Raw genomic sequence first — 17351 nt, forward strand, 5'->3', positions numbered from 1 at the left:
CGAATGACGATCAGACGTCTTCTCCGGGAAGGTCATCAGCGACCGCTTTATTTCCGGGGAAGCCTGTGCCTGATATGCCTGAGTACGCTCAGTGCACAGGCGCAGGAATATTCTTCACTGCCTGATGCCCCGCGTGCGGCACCGGTGGTCACGGACGCCATGTTTTATCTGTCGGTTGTGGTCAACGGTCAGACGGATAATCAGGTCGTGCCGGTGACGTATCGCAATAACGCCTACTTCGTCGAAGCCGGTGTTCTGGCGAAGAATCACATCCACATTAATGGCCGGCAGGGGCTGATCAATGTCGGCGAATTGCCGGACGTCAAAGCAAAATACGATTCGGCCACCCAGCAACTGGTGTTAACGGTGCCAGATGCCTGGCTGCCGAACCAGAATGTCAGCGGCGATCCGCTGATGAATTACACGCCGTCGCAAAGCAGCACCGGCCTGTTGTTTAACTATGATTCGTACTACACCGATCCACCCGGCGGTGCGAAGTCTGTCGCCACCTGGATGGAGCAACGGTTATTCAGCAGCCTCGGACTGGTCACCAATACCGGCACTTACCGCTACAACATTGATAACGCCGACAACAGCAACGGCGGCCAGACCACGCAGGACGGCTATCTGCGCTACGACACGTTCTGGCGTTTCACCGACGAGAAAAATCTGATCAGCTATCAGGTCGGGGATTTCGTCAGCGATTCCCTGACGTGGAGTAATTCGGCGCGGATGGGTGGCCTGCGTATCAGCCGTAACTTTGGCGTGCGTCCGGATCTGGTGACCTACCCGTTGCTGCAATACAGCGGCACGGCGGCGGTACCGACCACGGTTGATTTGTTTCTGAACGGCTACAAGGCCAGCAGTAATAACCTCAATTCCGGGCCTTTTACCCTGACCAACGTGCCGTATATCAATGGCGCCGGTGAAGCGACGATTGTGACCACCGATGCGGTCGGACGTCAGGTCTCAACCAGCGTGCCGTTTTACGTTTCCAACACGTTGCTGCGCAAAAGCCTCAGCGATTTCGATTTCTCGCTCGGGGCTGTACGTAACAATTATGGCGTCACCAACGGCGACTACTCAGATACCGCATTCAGCGGGATTTACCGATACGGGCTGAGCGATTACCTGACGCTGTCCGGCCATTCCGAAATCGTACAGGGTCTGGCGCTGGGCGGATTGGGCACCGATATCGCGGTCAGTACCTGGGGCACTCTGAGTGTTTCAGGCAGCCAGAGTAAAGCCGACCGTGCGCGGGGCGAGAACGTGACCGATAAAAAAGACGGCAGCCAATACACGCTGGGCTATTCCTACTATTCGACGGTATTCAGCCTGTCTGCTCTGCGCTCAAAACGCACGGCGGGTTATCAGGACATCACGTCTTACACCAGCGACACGCGGTTAAGCCGTCAGGCAGATCAGGTGACGTTCAGCGCGTCGCCGTTCGGGAACGCTAACGGCACGATGGGCATCGGGTATTACGATGTCGAAGCCTATGACAATTCGCATACGCGGCTGGTGAATTTTTCTTACAGCCGCTCGCTGTGGGGACAAAGCAGCATGTTTTTATCCCTCAATAAAACGCTGGGCGATACCGGCTACAGCGCGCAGTTGCAGTTCATCATTCCGATTGGCACCAACATCAATATGAATGCCGGCGTACAGCGCGACAGTGCGGGTAATTATCAGGAGCAAACCGGTGCCAGCAAAGCCACGCCAACCGACGGCGGTCTGGGCTGGAATCTGGCTTACAGCGGCGGCAACAATCCGTATCAGCAGGCCGACGCCACCTGGAAATCCCGCTACGCGACCCTGCAGGGTGGGTTCTACGGCAATCGGGGCGATTACACGCACTGGGCAGATCTGAGCGGATCCGTGGTGTTCATGGCCAATGACTGGTTCCTGTCGGATAAGATCAACGATGCCTTTATCGTGGTAGATACCGATCATTACGCGGATGTTCCCGTGCTGTTCGAGAATCAGAAAATGGGCAAAACGGATAAAAATGGCCACCTGCTGATCCCGACCGTCAGCTCGTATTACCCGGCCAAAGTGGAAATCGATACCCTGCCGCTGCCCGCCGATGTGGTCGCCAGTAACGTTAATGACCGCATCGCGGTGAAACAAGGCAGCGGCGTGGTGGTGAAATTCAGCGTCGAAAAAGTGCTGTCCGCCAATATCACCCTGCATGACGCCGCCGGACAGCCGCTGAAGCCCGGCACGCTGGTTACGGAACAAAACACAGAACAGACCACCGTCACCGGTTACGACGGGCTGGTGTACTTCTCGCACTTACAGGAAAACAACGTGCTGAATATCCAGACGGAAGATCATTCGCTTTGCCGGGTCAGTTTCACCCTGAACCCTGCCCGTCACAGCATTGAGCAGGTCGGCCCGCTGACATGCCCCGGCAGCACAGCGAAAACAACGGCAGGAGATAAATCATGAGGATTTTCAGGCAGCAGATGCATCGCGGATTATTGCTGATGCTGTTGCTGGGTACAACGTGGTGGGCAAAAGCGGGATGCACGACGGCGCCCGGGAGCATTACGCTGGGCACACAAAACTCGTTTGCAGTCAGTTCATCGCCGCTGATCACCTCAGGGGGCAGCGGATTAAGTTGTACTGGCGGGCTGCTTAACATCGCAGGCACCAATACCATCACCGCGTTTATCGGCGTGACTCAGCATCCCAGCAACTCGCAGCCCAGACTTTACAGCGGGACAACGGGGCAGTATTTACCCTACAGCCTGTGCAAGGATGCCAGCTGCAGTGCCGTTTATAATCAGGGCGATACCATCAGCTGGAGCAGCACCACGGCGCTGGGATTACTCGGCTTGTTTTCCGGCCCCAACAGCACCTTACCTCTCTACGTCCGGCCGGTCGCCATTTCCAATCTGGCCGCAGGCACTTATACCGATGTCATTCCCATCTCATGGACATGGAACATGTGTTCAGTGGCTATCGGCACCTTACTGTGTCTCGCAGACTCCGGTAACGTGTCGGGCAATGTCGCCCTGACGCTCAATGTCACCAATTTCTGTTATATCGACAGCGCGCCCAATGTGGGTTTCGGCAGTGCTGCACTGCCTTCCGGCCTGACCACCGTGGTAGCAAATACTATCAGCGTACGCTGCACCCTGAACGCCAGCTATTCCGTCAACCTGACCAGCAGCGTGCCGGTGTCCGGACAATACCGGCAGATGGCCTCCACCGTCGGCGGCACCACCCGTTATCTGCAATATCAGATATTTAAAGGTGACAGCACGGTATGGACGGCTTCCACCGACAGCAGCGCAACCGGCACCGGCACTTCACAATCGTTTCCATATACCGCATCCGTAAATCTGGCGCAAAGCAATCAGCCCGCAGGTAACTACAGCGATATGGTGACGGTCACGGTGACGTATTAAGAAAGAAGGGAAAGCAGAACCGGTGCCACGGATGTGCACCGGTTTGAGAAGGGATGTTACAGCGCTTTCAGCGTCTTGACGGTGGCATCCACGTCAATTTCATCTTCAGTGAACACATAGGTGCTGTTCTGGAAAGTGGTGATCAGCAACTTTTTCATGGTGCGCATCTCTGCTTTTTTTTCTTCTTCCTGCGGGCGGATACGGTTCATCAACAATCCGACGGAAAGCACAGCGTTTTCTTTGTCGATTTTGGTTTCAGCAGGAACCTCTTCGTTAAACGCCAGGAAGGATTTGATGCTGGTGATTTTGATACGCTCACCGGCAATAAAGATGTATTTGCTCTCCGGCTCGACTTTCACCGCAAAGGCGGAAAGGCCTTTGTTGTTGGTGGTCGGCTCAAAGGTGACTGCCGCATCTTTTTTAATCAGCTCAGGGTTTGCAACTTTAATCACGTGGAAATAACGGTTATCGCCGTTTTCATCTTTGATAAAACCGAAACCTTTATCTTCAAACCAGGTTGTGATTACGCCGTTCATCGCTTACCGCCTAAGTAATTATTTATTCAACATGTCATTTTTGCAGGGCGGCAGTGTAAAGCAGAATGCGGACAAAGTCCTGTGCTTTACGGCCTGATCCCCACGGAATTACGTCGCTTTACGGAACGTAAGATTAAACCGGTACGATCCGGTCAGCGGATGCTCGCCCGCTTTCAGTGGCAATACGCCGTGATAACGCAGCCGCGACGGGCCGCCCCACACCACAATATCGCCATGCATCAGCGGCACACGCTGGGTTTTATCACTGCGCTCCATGCCGCCAAACTGGAAAACAGCCGGTAAGCCCAGCGAGACAGAGACGATCGGCTGGCCGAAATCGTGCTCGTCTTTGTCCTGATGCAGGCTCATTTTCGCCCCCGGCTGATAGCGGTTGATCAGACAGGCATCTGGCTCAAAGCCTGCAAAACCCGCCTGTTCCGCCGCGCTGACGGCAAGCGAACGAAACAATTCCGGCATCGGTGGCCATTGCTGATGACTTTCCGGCGAGGTGGCCTGGTAGCGATAACCTGCCCTGTCAGTCACCCAACCGACATCACCGCAATTGGTCATTGCCACCGACATCGCATAACCGCCCGGCGTGGCGCGATACTGAAAAGGCACCAGCCCGGCGATCCGGTCGATTTCCGCCAGCAATGCGACATCCTCTGCCAGCGCCGCACCGCGCAATACCACCGCGCCCGGGCACAGTTCTTCGCGCCAGTTGGGGTGAAAATCGGGGTGATCAAACAAGTCCAAATTCATATCAGCCTCCGTGTTCACGCATCTGTTAAGTATAACAGCCGATTTGAGACAGAGGCAGATTGTCGGGGCGGATCGTTTCAGCTAAGGTTCATTAAGAGGCCGTAAGGTCATAAAGAACATCTTAAAAGGAGAATGAAATGAGTCGGGAAATTAACAAAGACACGCAGTTGTGTATGTCCCTTTCCGGTCGTCCGGGCAATTTCGGTACCCGTTTTCATAACAGCCTTTATCAGGCGTTAGACCTGAACTTCGTCTACAAAGCATTTTCCACCCAAGACATCGAAGCCGCAGTGAAAGGCGTACGCGCACTGGGCATTCGCGGCTGCGCGGTCTCGATGCCGTTCAAGGAAGCCTGCATTCCTTTCCTCGATGAGTTGGATCCTTCTGCGACAGCCATTCAGTCGGTGAATACCATCGTCAATGACGACGGCTTACTGCGCGCCTACAACACGGATTACATCGCGGTCGCCAAACTGCTCGACAGCCATCAGGTGCCGCGTGATGCCGTTTTCGCCCTGCGCGGCAGCGGCGGCATGGGCAAAGCCGTGGTCGCGGCCATTCGTGATGCCGGTTTCAAAAAGGGCTACATCATTGCCCGCAACGAAGCTAACGGCCGTGCGCTGGCAGAAGAATACGGTTATGAATGGAAAGCAGAAGTCGGCGATGTTGCCGTCGATATGGTGGTGAATGTCACGCCAATCGGCATGGCGGGCGGGCCGGAAGTGGATTCACTGGCCTTTGAACCGGCGGTGATTGACCGCGCCAGCATCGTCTTTGACGTCGTCGCGCTGCCGGTAGAAACCCCGCTGATCCGCTATGGCCGCGAACACGGCAAGAAAGTGATTACCGGTGCGGAAGTCGCCACACTGCAGGCCGTCGAGCAGTTCGTGCTGTATACCGGTGTACGCCCTTCGGATGAACAGATAGAAAAGGCCGCGGCACACGCACGGGGCTGAGTTTCCTGTCAGAACGTAAAAAGCCTCTCACCGGAGAGGCTTTTTTATAGTTGCATATCACTTACCGCACCAGACACGGTTTTTTCGGATCAAACTTCCAGTCCGGTACCAGGAACTGCATGCCCTGCGCATCGTCACGGGCACCCAGCCCCATGCCTTTGTACAGCTCGTGCGCCTTCATCACCTGATCCATATCCAGCTCAACGCCCAGACCCGGTTGTTCCGGCACGCGCACCTTACCGCCTTTGATCTGCAACGGTTCTTTGGTCAGGCGCTGATTGCCTTCCTGCCAGATCCAGTGCGTGTCGATGGCAGTGATTTTACCCGGCGCAGCAGCGGCCACCTGGGTAAACATCGCCAGTGAAATATCAAAGTGATTGTTAGAGTGCGAACCCCAGGTCAGCCCCCATTCGTGGCACATCTGCGCGACGCGAACTGACCCCTGCATCGTCCAGAAGTGCGGATCCGCCAGCGGAATATCCACGGATTTCAGCTGGATGGTATGCCCCATCTGACGCCAGTCGGTGGCGATCATATTGGTGGCCGTCGGCAGGCCGGTTGCCTGACGGAATTCGGCCATCACTTCGCGCCCGGAGAAGCCCTGCTCTGCACCGCATGGATCTTCCGCATACGCCAGCACACCGCGCAGTTGTTTGCCGAGCGCAATCGCTTCATTCAGCGACCAGGCACCGTTAGGATCAAGCGTGATCCGCGCCTGCGGGAAACGTTGCGCCAGCGCCGTCACGGCTTCGGCCTCTTCGCTGCCTGCCAGTACGCCGCCTTTCAGTTTGAAATCATTAAAGCCGTATTTTTCATATGCTGCTTCCGCCAGACGCACCACCGCCGACGGTGTCAGCGCCTCTTCATGGCGCAGGCGATACCAGTCGCAACTGTCGCCCGGCTGGCTCTGATAGCCCAGTGAGGTTTTGTTGCGGTCGCCGACGTAGAACAGATAGCCGAGCATTTCGACTTCATCACGTTGCTGCCCGTCGCCCAGCAATGATGCCACGGTGACGCCCAGATGCTTGCCGAGCAAGTCCAGCATCGCGGCTTCGATCGCCGTCACGACGTGGATAGTGGTGCGCAAATCAAAAGTCTGCAAACCGCGGCCAGAGGCATCACGGTCGGCGAATTTTTCCCGCACGGCGGTCATCACATTTTTGTATTCACCCAGCGTTTTGCCAATCACCAGCAACGCGGAATCATCCAGCGTCTGACGAATTTTCTCGCCGCCCGGCACTTCACCGACGCCGGTGTTACCGCTGCTGTCCTTGAGGATCAGGATGTTGCGGGTGAAGAAAGGGGCATGTGCGCCGCTGAGATTAAGCAACATGCTGTCGTGCCCGGCCACCGGGATCACCTGCATGGAGACAATTTTAGGTGTAGATGAAGAGGTCATGCTTACTCCTTAGTGAATTCAGATTCCGTTAACCACGCCCCAGTGCCGGGCGCTTGCGATCGAATGTCCAGCCAGGGATCAGATACTGCATCGCGGCGGCATCGTTGCGCGCACCGGTCGGCAGTTTCCGGTGCAACTCGTGGGCGCGATGGATTTGATCCATGTCGATCTCCACGCCCAGCCCCGGTTTTTCAGGCACTTTGATTTTCCCGTTCACAATTTGCAGCGGCTCTTTGGTCAGGCGCTGGTTGCCTTCCTGCCAGATCCAGTGCGTATCTATCGCTGTCGGTTTACCCGGTACGGCTGCACCGACATGGGTAAACATCGCCAGCGAAATGTCGAAATGGTTATTCGAATGGCAGCCCCACGTCAGACCCCACTCATCGCAAAGTTGTGCGACCCGCACCGCGCCATGCATAGTCCAGAAATGCGGATCGGCCAGCGGAATATCCACCGACTGCAACATCACCGCGTGCTGCATCTCGCGCCAGTTAGTGGCAATCATGTTTGTGGCGACCGGCAAACCGGTGGCACGGCGGAATTCCGCCATCACTTCGCGGCCGGAAAAACCCTGCTCCGCACCGCACGGATCTTCGGCATAACTGAGGATACCGTGCAGGTCTTTGCACAGGTCGATTGCTTCATCCAGCAGCCACGCGCCGTTCGGATCAACCGTGATCCGCGCATCAGGGAAGCGTTTTGCCAGTGCTTTAACCGCCTCGATCTCCTGCTCGCCCGGCAGCACGCCGCCTTTGAGTTTGAAATCTTTGAAGCCATAGCGATCCTGCGCCGCTTCGGCCAGCCGCACCACCGCCTCACTGTTCATCGCTTCCTGATGACGCAGGTGATACCAGTCGTGATGGCTGCGTTCCCCTTCCTGATACGGCAAATCGGTTTTCTGCCGGTCACCGATATAAAACAGATAACCGAGCACCGTGACTTCGTCGCGCTGTTTGCCCGGCCCGAGCAGTTCACACACCGGCACGCCGAGGAATTTGCCCATCAGATCCAGCAGCGCGGCTTCCAGTGCGGCGACGGCGTTAACGCGCAGTTCGAACGTCCACGCACCTTTACCGAAAGAGTCAAAATCCGATGACTGATTGCCGACGTGGATCTGATGCACCAGCCGGTTCATGCGCGCCACTTCCTGGCCTTTTACCTGAGCAATGGCCTCCACCAGCGTGTTGTAAATCACCTCCCCGCCGGGCGCTTCGCCGACACCGGTGTTCCCGGCGCTGTCCTTGAGGATAACGATATTGCGGGTGAAGTAAGCACCGTGCGCGCCACCAATATTCATCAGCATGCTGTCATGCCCTGCCACAGGAATGACCTGCATATCCGTGATAACCGGTGAGGATTGCGTACTCATCATCTTTCCCCTTTTACTGTGCCTGTACCGTGGTACGGGCGAAGCTGAATACGTTCGATTTTTCCGACAATAAACACGTAACTGACGACGGCGAGCAGTGCGTGGATGCCGACATAAATCAGCGCGCCGTTGAAGGAACCGGTGGTCCCGATAATGTAGCCGATAGCGATCGGCGTGATGATGCCGGAGACGTTACCGAACATGTTGAACAATCCGCCGCTCAGCCCGCTGATTTCTTTCGGTGCGGTATCGGCCATCACCGCCCAGCCCAGCGCACCCAGACCTTTACCGAAGAAGGCGAATGCCATAATGCCAACCACCATCCATTCGGTATCGACGTAGTTGCAGAAAATCATCGACATCGACAACAGCATACCGATCACAATCGGAGCCTTACGCGACAGTGTCAGGTTGCTGGTTCTGCGCATCAGCCAGTCGGAGATAATTCCACCCAGTACGCCGCCGAGGAATCCGCAAATCGCCGGTACTGAGGCCACCATGCCCGCTTTAAGTATCGACATACCGCGCGCCTGAACCAGATACACCGGGAACCAGGTGATGAAGAAATAGGTCAGCGCGTTGATGCAGTACTGGCCGATGTAAATACCAATCATCATGCGGGATTTCAGTAACTGTTTCATCTGGAAGGTTTTTTCGCCTTTTACGACGGCTTTTTTGGTGATTTTCTGATCCATATTGATCAGCGCACCACCGGCTTCCATGTAATCAAGTTCGGCCTGATTTACGCCCGGATGATCTTTCGGATCGTGGATCACTTTCAGCCAGATGAAACTCAGCACGATCCCCAGACCGCCCATGAAGAAGAAGACGTGTGACCAGCCCACTTCGTGCGTCAGCCAGCCCATGATCGGGGCGAAAATAACCGTGGCGAAGTACTGCGCTGAGTTAAAAATAGAGACTGCGGTGCCACGTTCCTGAGCCGGGAACCAGGCTGCGACGATACGGCTGTTGCCGGGGAAGGACGGCGCTTCGGCCAGGCCAACCAGAAAACGTAAAGCAAACAGCGATACCACAATGCCGAAGCCGCTGAAGACATCGACAAAGCCTTGCAGCAGGGTGAATAACGACCAGATGAAAATGCTGTAGAAATAAACTTTTTTCGAACCGAATTTATCGAGCAGCCAGCCACCGGGTATTTGCCCGATGACATATGCCCAGGAAAATGCCGAGAAGATATAACCCATCCCGACGGAATCCAGCCCGATATCTTTGGCCATCGCCGAACCGGCAATGGATAACGTGGCACGATCGCCGTAATTAAATGAGGTGACAATAAATAACATCACCACTATCCAGTAGCGCGCGTTAGTTCTTTTTTTGACGGCACTGGCTGCTGAAACGGTAGTTTCCATGGTGTTCTCCGGAATTAATGACAACGCCTCTAAACAGAGATAAAAGTCATTCCATTCACAGAACTGTAGGGTTCAGAGAGGAAGGAACGCAGCCAGTATATGAACAACATTCCCTTTACTCATTGGGCAATCAACCAAGCATAAATAGCCCTTTGCATTTATCCTGAGGCAAATGCCCAGCGACGTGCGAGTTGTTTCACAAAAAATGAAACGGCTGTGATGGCGGTCACAGATGGTTGTTATCTAATTGCAGGGCCACGTACAGCAATAAACGATCGTCGAAGTTCCCCAGATCCAGGCCGGTTAATTCCGAGATACGGTTGAGGCGATATTCCAGCGTATTACGATGAATATACAGTGCCTTAGACGTAGCGGTCGGCTGAACATTATGGTGGAACCACAACGTCAGCGTGCGGCGCAGTAATCCGTTGCCATCCGTCGCTTTCAGACGCGCCAGCGGACGCACCAGTTCATCGGCCTGCCAGCCACCGCGCAGGCTGTCGAGCAGCACGGGTAAGATCAGATCCTGATAGAAGTAACACCGCTGTTCCGGCATCCGCTGTTTGCCCACACTCATGGTGGTACGTGCGGTGCGATAAGAACGGGCGATGCTGCCAGGGCCGGTAAAAAAGTTGCCAAGGGAAATGCGCACGCGCAGACGACCGGTTTCGGTCATGCGCGACAGCAGATGATCAATGCGCTGGCGGTGGCCCTCCGGATCCCAGCGATCGTAGCTGTTCAGGGCCGGTTTCAGCACCACCATTTCGGTGAGGGAAACGATAGCGATCAGGTTGTCACGCTCCGGCGTGGTCAGTAAAGTTTGCAGTTGTTGCAGTTCTGCCATGGCAGAGTCGACGCCGAGCTGGCCGCTGTCGACTTCCACCACCGCCGCGACACGTGGCCGGTTGAGGTCGATGCCCAGACGCTGCGCCCACTCCATCAGCGCCGGAGAGAGTTCATCCACACGAATCAGGTTAAGCACCAGTTCTTCCCGCAGACGGCTGTCCTGCGCCAGCATATGCAGCAGACGCGCCTGTTCGAGCATCATTTCGGCGGTCATACACACCAGCTCGCCATACTGACGCAACTGGGACGGATTGCCCGTCAGGCCGATAACGCCCACGATCTGACCGTCAATACGCAACGGCAGGTTGATGCCCGGACGTACACCGTGCAAATGCCGTGCAACGCCCTCGTCGATGTCGACAATGCGCTCCTGCGAAATCGCCAGCAGTGCGCCTTCGTGCAATTCACCAAGACGCTGATCATCGCCGCTGCCGATAATCCGTCCGCGACCATCCATGACATTCACATTACTATCAATAATTTGCATTGTGCGGGCAACAATTTGTTGCGCCAGCTTTGCATCGAGATGATATGCCGACATGGAACCCCTGCCTTGCTGTTTTATCGTTGTTAAAACAGCATACTCAGGCCGCGATGCCCATACATTATGCAAATGCCCAAAGAGCGAAAGCACCTATTGAAGTTGCGGGGAATATCACATTTTTAAGCAAATGCCCAACCGGCCTCGGCTAAATCCACATGATTGATGAGAGTCACTGAAAGACAGGCAAAAAAAAGCACGCCGGAGCGTGCTTTGTGTGAGGTATAGCAGGCGGAAATTACTGCGCCAGCAGGTAAATTGAGGTATCACCACGCTGAATATCCAGCGCCAGAACGTTTGGTTTGGTGTCGAGAATTTTACGCAGCTCGCCCAGATTGGTCACTTTCTGCTGGTTCACACCCAAAATGACGTCGCCTTTTTTCAGGCCGATGCGCGCCGCCGTTGAACCCGGCTTCACTTCATCGACTTTCACGCCTTTCTGATCACCTGCCGCACCGTTACTCAGTTCAGCCCCTTCGATGCCGGTATAAATGTTGCCGGATTCGATTTTCGATGTCTGAGTGCTTTGCTCAATGGTCACGTCAATGTTCATCGGTTTGCCTTCACGCAGCAGGCCGAGCGTCACTTTGGTGCCGATTGGCAGGGTGCCGATATCAGCACGGAACGAGGCGAAGCTGCTGATCGGTTTACCGTTCATGCTCAGGATCACGTCACCGGCTTTAATGCCCGCTTTCTCTGCGGCAGATTTCGGCATGACCTGACTGATGAATGCACCGCGCTGTGCGTCAACTTTCATGGCTTTCGCCAGTTCAGAGTTCAGCTCGGTCCCCATAATGCCCAGTTCGCCGCGTTTCACCTGACCGAATTCGATCATTTGTTTGGACAGGTTTTTCACCATGTTACTTGGGATCGCAAAACCGATACCGATGTTGCCGCCGTCCGGTGCCAGGATCGCCGTGTTAAGGCCAATCAGTTCACCATTCAGGTTCACCAGCGCACCACCGGAGTTACCGCGGTTGATCGCAGCATCCGTCTGGATGAAGTTTTCGTAGTTCTCAATATTCAGGCCGGAACGACCCAGTGCAGAAACGATACCGGAAGTCACGGTTTCGCCCAGACCATACGGGTTACCGATAGCCACGGTGTAATCGCCCACACGCAGTTGTTCGGAATCCGCCATCTTAATGGCCGTCAGGTTTTTCGCATTCTGTAACTGAATCACCGCGATATCAGAACGCGGGTCCTTGCCGATGACTTTGGCGTCGAACTTACGGCCATCGTTCAGCTGTACGCTGATTTTGGTTGCGTTATCAACAACGTGGTTGTTGGTAACCACATAACCTTTGTCGGCATCAATGATGACGCCGGAACCCAGCGCGCGGAAATCTTCTTTCTGTTCAGGCGCAGGCTGACCGTCAGACCCCTGACCGCCGCCCTGACACACCGGAGACCCCTGGAACGGCGAACCGTCCTGGCACAGCGGCGAATTCTGGCCAAAGAATTGCTGGAACTGCTGACCCATGCGCGGTGTTTTTACCGGCGCACTGCCTTCAACATTGACGCTCACCACCGATGGCATCACTTTTTCAAGCATAGGTGCCAGGCTAGGAAGCTGAGTGGTGCTGGTGCTGGAAGACGCAGTTTCAGCAGCCAGTGCAGAAGAAACCGGGGCCATTGCCATACCGATGCTTAACGCTAATGCGCTGAGGAATAAACTCGATTTTTTCATTTTTCAGGATCTCTTAAAATTATTGTGGCAACCAAAATAGTCGCATTGCTTGGTAGTCGTGATACTGAGATGGTATTAATAGCGTGAAGTTCATCAGGGTCGAAATGACAATGGTAAAAAATTATTGTCAGCATTTACAAATGGCGTTTTTTCAAACAGTTCCGTAAAGAAAATTAAAGAGAGTTCAATTTGTCTTTTTAAAACAAATTACTCAGCCGCCATGAGTCTTCTGTATTCATCGTATGCATAAAGGTCAGTCATTCCGCTGATATAATCCTGAATCATTCGCGCACGGTAATAAAACTCTTGCGCGGCATGTTCCGCGACCGGTAATCCTTCCAGCGCCGCCACGGCATTGTTGTAAGCCAGACGATGTTTGGCTGAAATCTTATGCAGCAGACGGGTTTCAATCGGATATTTCCTGTGCGTATCCTCCTGAACTAGCTGGTTAAAATCGGTCAATGGCATATCCAGCAACGGGCTATAAATATCAAGTAATCCGCTGATCACCCGATAGCCTTGTAATTCCAGCTCCTCCACTTCGTGATGATTGAATACCTGTTTGAAGGCCACCGCTTTATAAATCTCTAACAACCGGTTGGCCTGGCTGTCATCTTCCAGCAACGCATGATTAAAGGTGCCCTGATAAATATCTTCTATATTATCAATGAACCGGCGGGCAGCATGCGGCACCAGTTGTTTTACTGTCTGAACGCGCAGTTCCATAAAGAAGTAATCCACCGGATTACGGAACGTTTTCGCTTTATCCATTTTCTCGTAAGCAGTGCGAACCACTTTATCGAAGAAGTCATTTTTCTCTATCGCGCCCCACTCACGGCACAGATAATTATAAAGCTGTTCCACGCTGAAAATACTTTTCTCAACCGCATCTTCCAGATCGGCAATGCAGTAAGAAATATCATCGGCCGCTTCCATAATGTAGGTAAGCGGAAAGCGGTTAAATTCACCCAGCCCGAGTTCACTGCGCAGTTTTTTGATGAACGGCTCTTCCGCCAGATAAAAACCCGGTTTTTTCATCAGGTAATCATGCGAAGGAAGTTTAGTCATTGAATACGCAGGGCGGGTATATTTCAGAATGCAGGCGGTCTGGCTGTAAGTCAGATTGAGTTTCAGCAAGGTGAAGACCAGCCGGATGGCCTGCGCATTGCCTTCAAAATTAGACAGGTCGTAGCGGATTTTACTGCGCAGCTGGTTCAGTTCAGTATCGTCTGGCGTCAGGCGCAAACACGTCACCAGACAGGCATCCGTTTCCTGTGGTGTTTCGCCGCAACCGGCGGTGTCCATCCGCTTAGCAAACCAGTTGTTAATGGCGGATTCACCAAAGTGGCCAAATGGCGGATTACCGATGTCGTGCATCAGGCAGGCCATTTCAACCACGCTTTCAAAGGGATCGGTCACCTCGTCCAGCCCGTAAGCCTCAAGCTTGTTCTGCCTGCGCAAACGATGGAGGATCTCTTTGGCGATGTGACGACCAACCTGCTGAACTTCAAGGGAATGGGTCAGACGACTGCGGACGGCAGCATTTTTCTCCAGCGGAAAAACCTGAGTCTTTTGTTGCAGACGGCGGATGGCAGCCGAGTTGATAATGCGCCCGCGATCGCTTTCGAACTGACGGACGACATCATAGTCATCGCGTGCCTCGATCGGGGCGCTGAAAGGACGCTGAAAATTGAATTTCGTTTTAAAATCGATCCCGGACATGATTTCCCACCTTTTCAGCCACTCACACATCAAACCGACGCGCTTTTTGCAGTAACAACCTGCACCCCAAACGGATTATTTCTTACCTTTAGCCATGATAGACTATCGCACATTGTTTTCGTGATTAAACCGTCAATTCCGCACACGCTGCGGCTCATTCCAACCACATCTGCGAGTATTCATATGAAAGTAGGCATTATCGGTGCAATGGAGCAGGAAGTGACCCTGTTGCGCGACAAGATTATCAACCGTCAGACTATCGAACGCGCAGGCTGCGAAATCTATACTGGCCAGTTAAACGGTGTGGACGTGGCGCTGCTTAAATCCGGCATTGGTAAAGTGTCTGCCGCCATGGGCACCACATTGCTGCTGGAACATTGCCGTCCTGACGTGGTGATCAATACCGGTTCCGCAGGCGGGCTGGCGAAAACCCTGAAAGTCGGTGATATCGTCGTGTCTGATGAAGTGCGTTATCACGATGCTGACGTCACCGCGTTTGGCTATGAACCGGGCCAGATGGCCGGTTGCCCGCCTGCGTTCACTGCTGATCCGGCGCTGATTGAACTGGCAGAAAACTGTATCCGTGAACTCAACCTGAACGCCGTACGCGGTCTGGTTTGCAGTGGCGATGCGTTCATCAATGGCGCAGCGCCTCTGGCACGTATCCGCGCAACCTTCCCGAATGTTGCTGCTGTCGAAATGGAAGCCGCGGCTATCGGTCACGTTTGCCACCTGTTCGGTACCCCGTTCGTGGTCGTTCGCGCAATTTCTGATGTTGCTGATGGTGAATCCCACCTGAGCTTTGAAGAATTCCTGGTGGTTGCCGCACAGCAATCCACCCTGATGGTAGATGCGATGCTGACAGCGCTGGCGGCTGGCGAAGAATAATGATGCGCCGGTTCGGCCTCATACTGAGTTGCCTGCTGCTGCCTGTGGCAGCAACTGCGGCGCCGGCCCAACGGGTGATCAGTCTGGCACCCAATCTGACAGAACTGGCATTTGCCGCCGGTCTGGGCGACCGGGTAATCGGAGTTAGTGCTTACTCCGATTACCCGCCACAGGCCAGCAAGCTTGAGCAGGTGGCGAACTGGCAGGGAATCAACGTCGAACGTATTGTGACGCTGAAACCTGATGTAGTCCTCGCCTGGCGTGGCGGTAACCCGCAACGTCCGCTGGATCAGCTGATTTCGCTGGGTATCCACGTTATCTATCTTGATCCGCAAAATGCGGAACAGGTGGCACAAGCGCTGGAACAACTTGCGGTGTACAGCCCTTCTCCGGAAAGCGCAAAACGCGCCGCTGCTGATTTTCGCCAGCAATGGCAGGCGCTGAAACTGAAATATCATCGCCAAAAGCCGGTTTCTGCCTTTATTCAGTTCGGCACCCAGCCGCTGTTTACTGCCGCCGCGACCACAATGCAAAGTGAAGTGCTTAACGTCTGTGGTGCAAAAAATATTTTCGCCGACAGTCGTGTGCCCTGGCCTCAGGTCAGCCGGGAACAGGTTTTAAGCCGTCATCCTCAGGTTATTGTTATATCGGGCGGAAAATCACAAAAACAGGTGATCGAGGATTACTGGCGTTCCATGCTCAGCGCGCAGGTTATCGCACTGGATCCTGACTGGTTCAGCCGCGCCGGGCCACGTATTCTTCTTGCCGCACAACAACTTTGCCCTCAGCTTGCAGCATTGCCTGAGAGGTGAATGCTCACTAACTATTTAGCCATGCCCCCGCGAAATACCGGCATGGCGCTTTTCCGAATTGTTGGTTTATTAACCGAAATCAATAATTCTGCCCTGTCATCTGGTAACATGTCCGGCGTAAAATCCTACGTACGTTGCCAGCCCTCGACTTAAGATTATCTCTTTGTATTACAAGCGAAATAATAAGAATAACGGCGCGATACACGATAAAAACGTGACTTATTTCCCGATCATAAGAAATCTGGATTAAAGGCCGTAAAATTTAGACCGATAACCTTTTCAGCCAGGCTGATTTTGTTGAACTACACCAGCAGGAATAACAATAATGAAAGCTCTTTTACTCAGTGCGCTGCTCGCACTGATCCCGCTGTCGGCTGTTGCGGGCATGGCGGGCGGTCAGATTGGCGTCAGCCTGACCATCCTGCCGGGTTGCAAGATTGATGCTGCGCACACAGGCACTTCCGTCATCTGCGCCAGCCACACGATGATGCAACCGCATATCAGCGAAATCATGCTTAATGCCGTGCCGGGAATTAGCATCGGTTCGAAGCTGGTGACTGTCGAGTGGTAACCCCCTTGTGAATGCTCACTTACCTGAGCACCCTGTTCACACCGACGGTTTCAACATAAAAAAAGCCCGTCTGCATAGCAAACGGGCTTTTTCTTTAAGACGGATATTTAGATACTAAAGGAAGAACCGCAACCGCATGTCGTTTTTGCATTCGGGTTGGTCACCACAAAACGTGAACCTTCCAGACCTTCGGTATAATCCACCGAACCGCCAACCAGATATTGCAGGCTCATCGGGTCAACCACCAGCGCCACACCGGCTTTTTCGATGGTCATGTCGCCGTCATTAATTTTGTCGTCAAAGGTGAAACCGTACTGGAATCCGCTGCAACCGCCGCCGGTGATGTACACGCGCAGTTTCAGGTTCGGGTTTTCTTCGTCGGAAATCAGGTTTTTCACCTTACGCGCCGCGGCCTCAGTAAACTGTAACGGCAACGCGGTTGTTTCATTCAACAATGCTTCACTCATAAT

Annotated in this window: 15 protein-coding genes; 6 read left to right on the forward strand and 9 right to left on the reverse strand. The window is 54.0% G+C overall.

The window, feature by feature from the left end; genetic code table 11:
- Positions 1 to 3: 3 nt before the first annotated feature.
- On the forward strand, positions 4 to 2451 hold the full coding sequence (locus EX31_RS03125; protein WP_037033356.1) for a fimbria/pilus outer membrane usher protein: 2448 nt from the start codon (positions 4 to 6) through the stop codon (positions 2449 to 2451).
- Complete coding sequence (locus tag EX31_RS03130; RefSeq protein WP_013576919.1) at positions 2448 to 3416, forward strand: Csu type fimbrial protein; 969 nt, start codon at positions 2448 to 2450, stop codon at positions 3414 to 3416. The genes EX31_RS03125 and EX31_RS03130 overlap by 4 nt, the downstream gene beginning before the upstream one ends.
- Positions 3417 to 3472: 56 nt before the next feature.
- Here the strand turns inward: EX31_RS03130 and EX31_RS03135 are convergent, their stop codons facing one another.
- Both EX31_RS03135 and alkB read right to left on the reverse strand, forming a co-directional pair.
- Positions 3473 to 3952 carry a cold-shock protein gene (locus EX31_RS03135; RefSeq protein ID WP_013576920.1) on the reverse strand — a complete coding sequence of 160 codons (480 nt, stop codon included), beginning with the start codon at positions 3950 to 3952 and terminating at the stop codon, positions 3473 to 3475.
- A 108-nt stretch (positions 3953 to 4060) separates the two neighbouring features.
- Positions 4061 to 4714, reverse strand: a complete 654-nt coding sequence (gene alkB / locus EX31_RS03140) for a DNA oxidative demethylase AlkB (protein WP_037033358.1) — start codon at positions 4712 to 4714, stop codon at positions 4061 to 4063.
- 137 nt (positions 4715 to 4851) lie between these two features.
- Between alkB and EX31_RS03145 the strand changes: the two genes are divergently transcribed.
- Complete coding sequence (locus tag EX31_RS03145) at positions 4852 to 5670, forward strand: shikimate 5-dehydrogenase (RefSeq protein WP_037033359.1); 819 nt, start codon at positions 4852 to 4854, stop codon at positions 5668 to 5670.
- 61 nt (positions 5671 to 5731) lie between these two features.
- Here the strand turns inward: EX31_RS03145 and gudD are convergent, their stop codons facing one another.
- The 6 genes from gudD to dgt all read right to left on the reverse strand — a co-directional run bounded on the left by gudD (position 5732) and on the right by dgt (position 14610).
- The gene (gene gudD / locus EX31_RS03150; protein ID WP_037033361.1) at positions 5732 to 7069 is read right to left on the reverse strand and encodes a glucarate dehydratase; all 1338 of its coding nucleotides are present in this window, start codon (positions 7067 to 7069) and stop codon (positions 5732 to 5734) included.
- A gap of 28 nt (positions 7070 to 7097) precedes the next feature.
- Positions 7098 to 8441 carry an enolase C-terminal domain-like protein gene (locus EX31_RS03155; RefSeq protein ID WP_013576924.1) on the reverse strand — a complete coding sequence of 448 codons (1344 nt, stop codon included), beginning with the start codon at positions 8439 to 8441 and terminating at the stop codon, positions 7098 to 7100.
- Entirely contained in the window at positions 8438 to 9811 is a 1374-nt protein-coding gene (locus EX31_RS03160) for an MFS transporter (protein ID WP_013576925.1), read from the reverse strand. Before EX31_RS03160 ends, EX31_RS03155 begins: the two co-directional genes overlap by 4 nt.
- A 226-nt stretch (positions 9812 to 10037) precedes the next feature.
- Complete coding sequence (locus tag EX31_RS03165; protein WP_037033363.1) at positions 10038 to 11198, reverse strand: CdaR family transcriptional regulator; 1161 nt, start codon at positions 11196 to 11198, stop codon at positions 10038 to 10040.
- Positions 11199 to 11436: 238 nt separating this feature from the next.
- Positions 11437 to 12888 carry a serine endoprotease DegP gene (gene degP, locus EX31_RS03170; RefSeq protein ID WP_037033364.1) on the reverse strand — a complete coding sequence of 484 codons (1452 nt, stop codon included), beginning with the start codon at positions 12886 to 12888 and terminating at the stop codon, positions 11437 to 11439.
- Between the two features lie 207 nt (positions 12889 to 13095).
- Positions 13096 to 14610: a dGTPase gene (gene dgt / locus EX31_RS03175; RefSeq protein WP_037033365.1), complete on the reverse strand. Its 1515-nt coding sequence runs from the start codon at positions 14608 to 14610 to the stop codon at positions 13096 to 13098.
- Positions 14611 to 14793: 183 nt separating this feature from the next.
- Between dgt and mtnN the strand changes: the two genes are divergently transcribed.
- The 3 genes from mtnN to EX31_RS03190 all read left to right on the forward strand — a co-directional run bounded on the left by mtnN (position 14794) and on the right by EX31_RS03190 (position 16881).
- A complete protein-coding gene (gene mtnN, locus EX31_RS03180) occupies positions 14794 to 15498 on the forward strand; it encodes a 5'-methylthioadenosine/S-adenosylhomocysteine nucleosidase (protein ID WP_013576929.1) in 705 nt (234 codons plus the stop codon).
- On the forward strand, positions 15498 to 16310 hold the full coding sequence (btuF, locus tag EX31_RS03185) for a vitamin B12 ABC transporter substrate-binding protein BtuF (RefSeq protein ID WP_037033367.1): 813 nt from the start codon (positions 15498 to 15500) through the stop codon (positions 16308 to 16310). The genes mtnN and btuF overlap by 1 nt, the downstream gene beginning before the upstream one ends.
- Positions 16311 to 16635: 325 nt before the next feature.
- Positions 16636 to 16881 carry a hypothetical protein gene (locus EX31_RS03190; RefSeq protein WP_037033369.1) on the forward strand — a complete coding sequence of 82 codons (246 nt, stop codon included), beginning with the start codon at positions 16636 to 16638 and terminating at the stop codon, positions 16879 to 16881.
- 107 nt (positions 16882 to 16988) lie between these two features.
- Here EX31_RS03190 and erpA read toward each other — a convergent pair whose 3' ends face one another.
- Positions 16989 to 17348, reverse strand: coding sequence for an iron-sulfur cluster insertion protein ErpA (gene erpA / locus EX31_RS03195; RefSeq protein ID WP_013576932.1), 360 nt, complete (start codon positions 17346 to 17348; stop codon positions 16989 to 16991).
- Positions 17349 to 17351 lie beyond the last annotated feature (3 nt).

The organism is Rahnella sp. WP5 (assembly GCF_000745615.1).
GTDB classification, from domain to species: Bacteria; Pseudomonadota; Gammaproteobacteria; order Enterobacterales; family Enterobacteriaceae; genus Rahnella; species Rahnella aceris.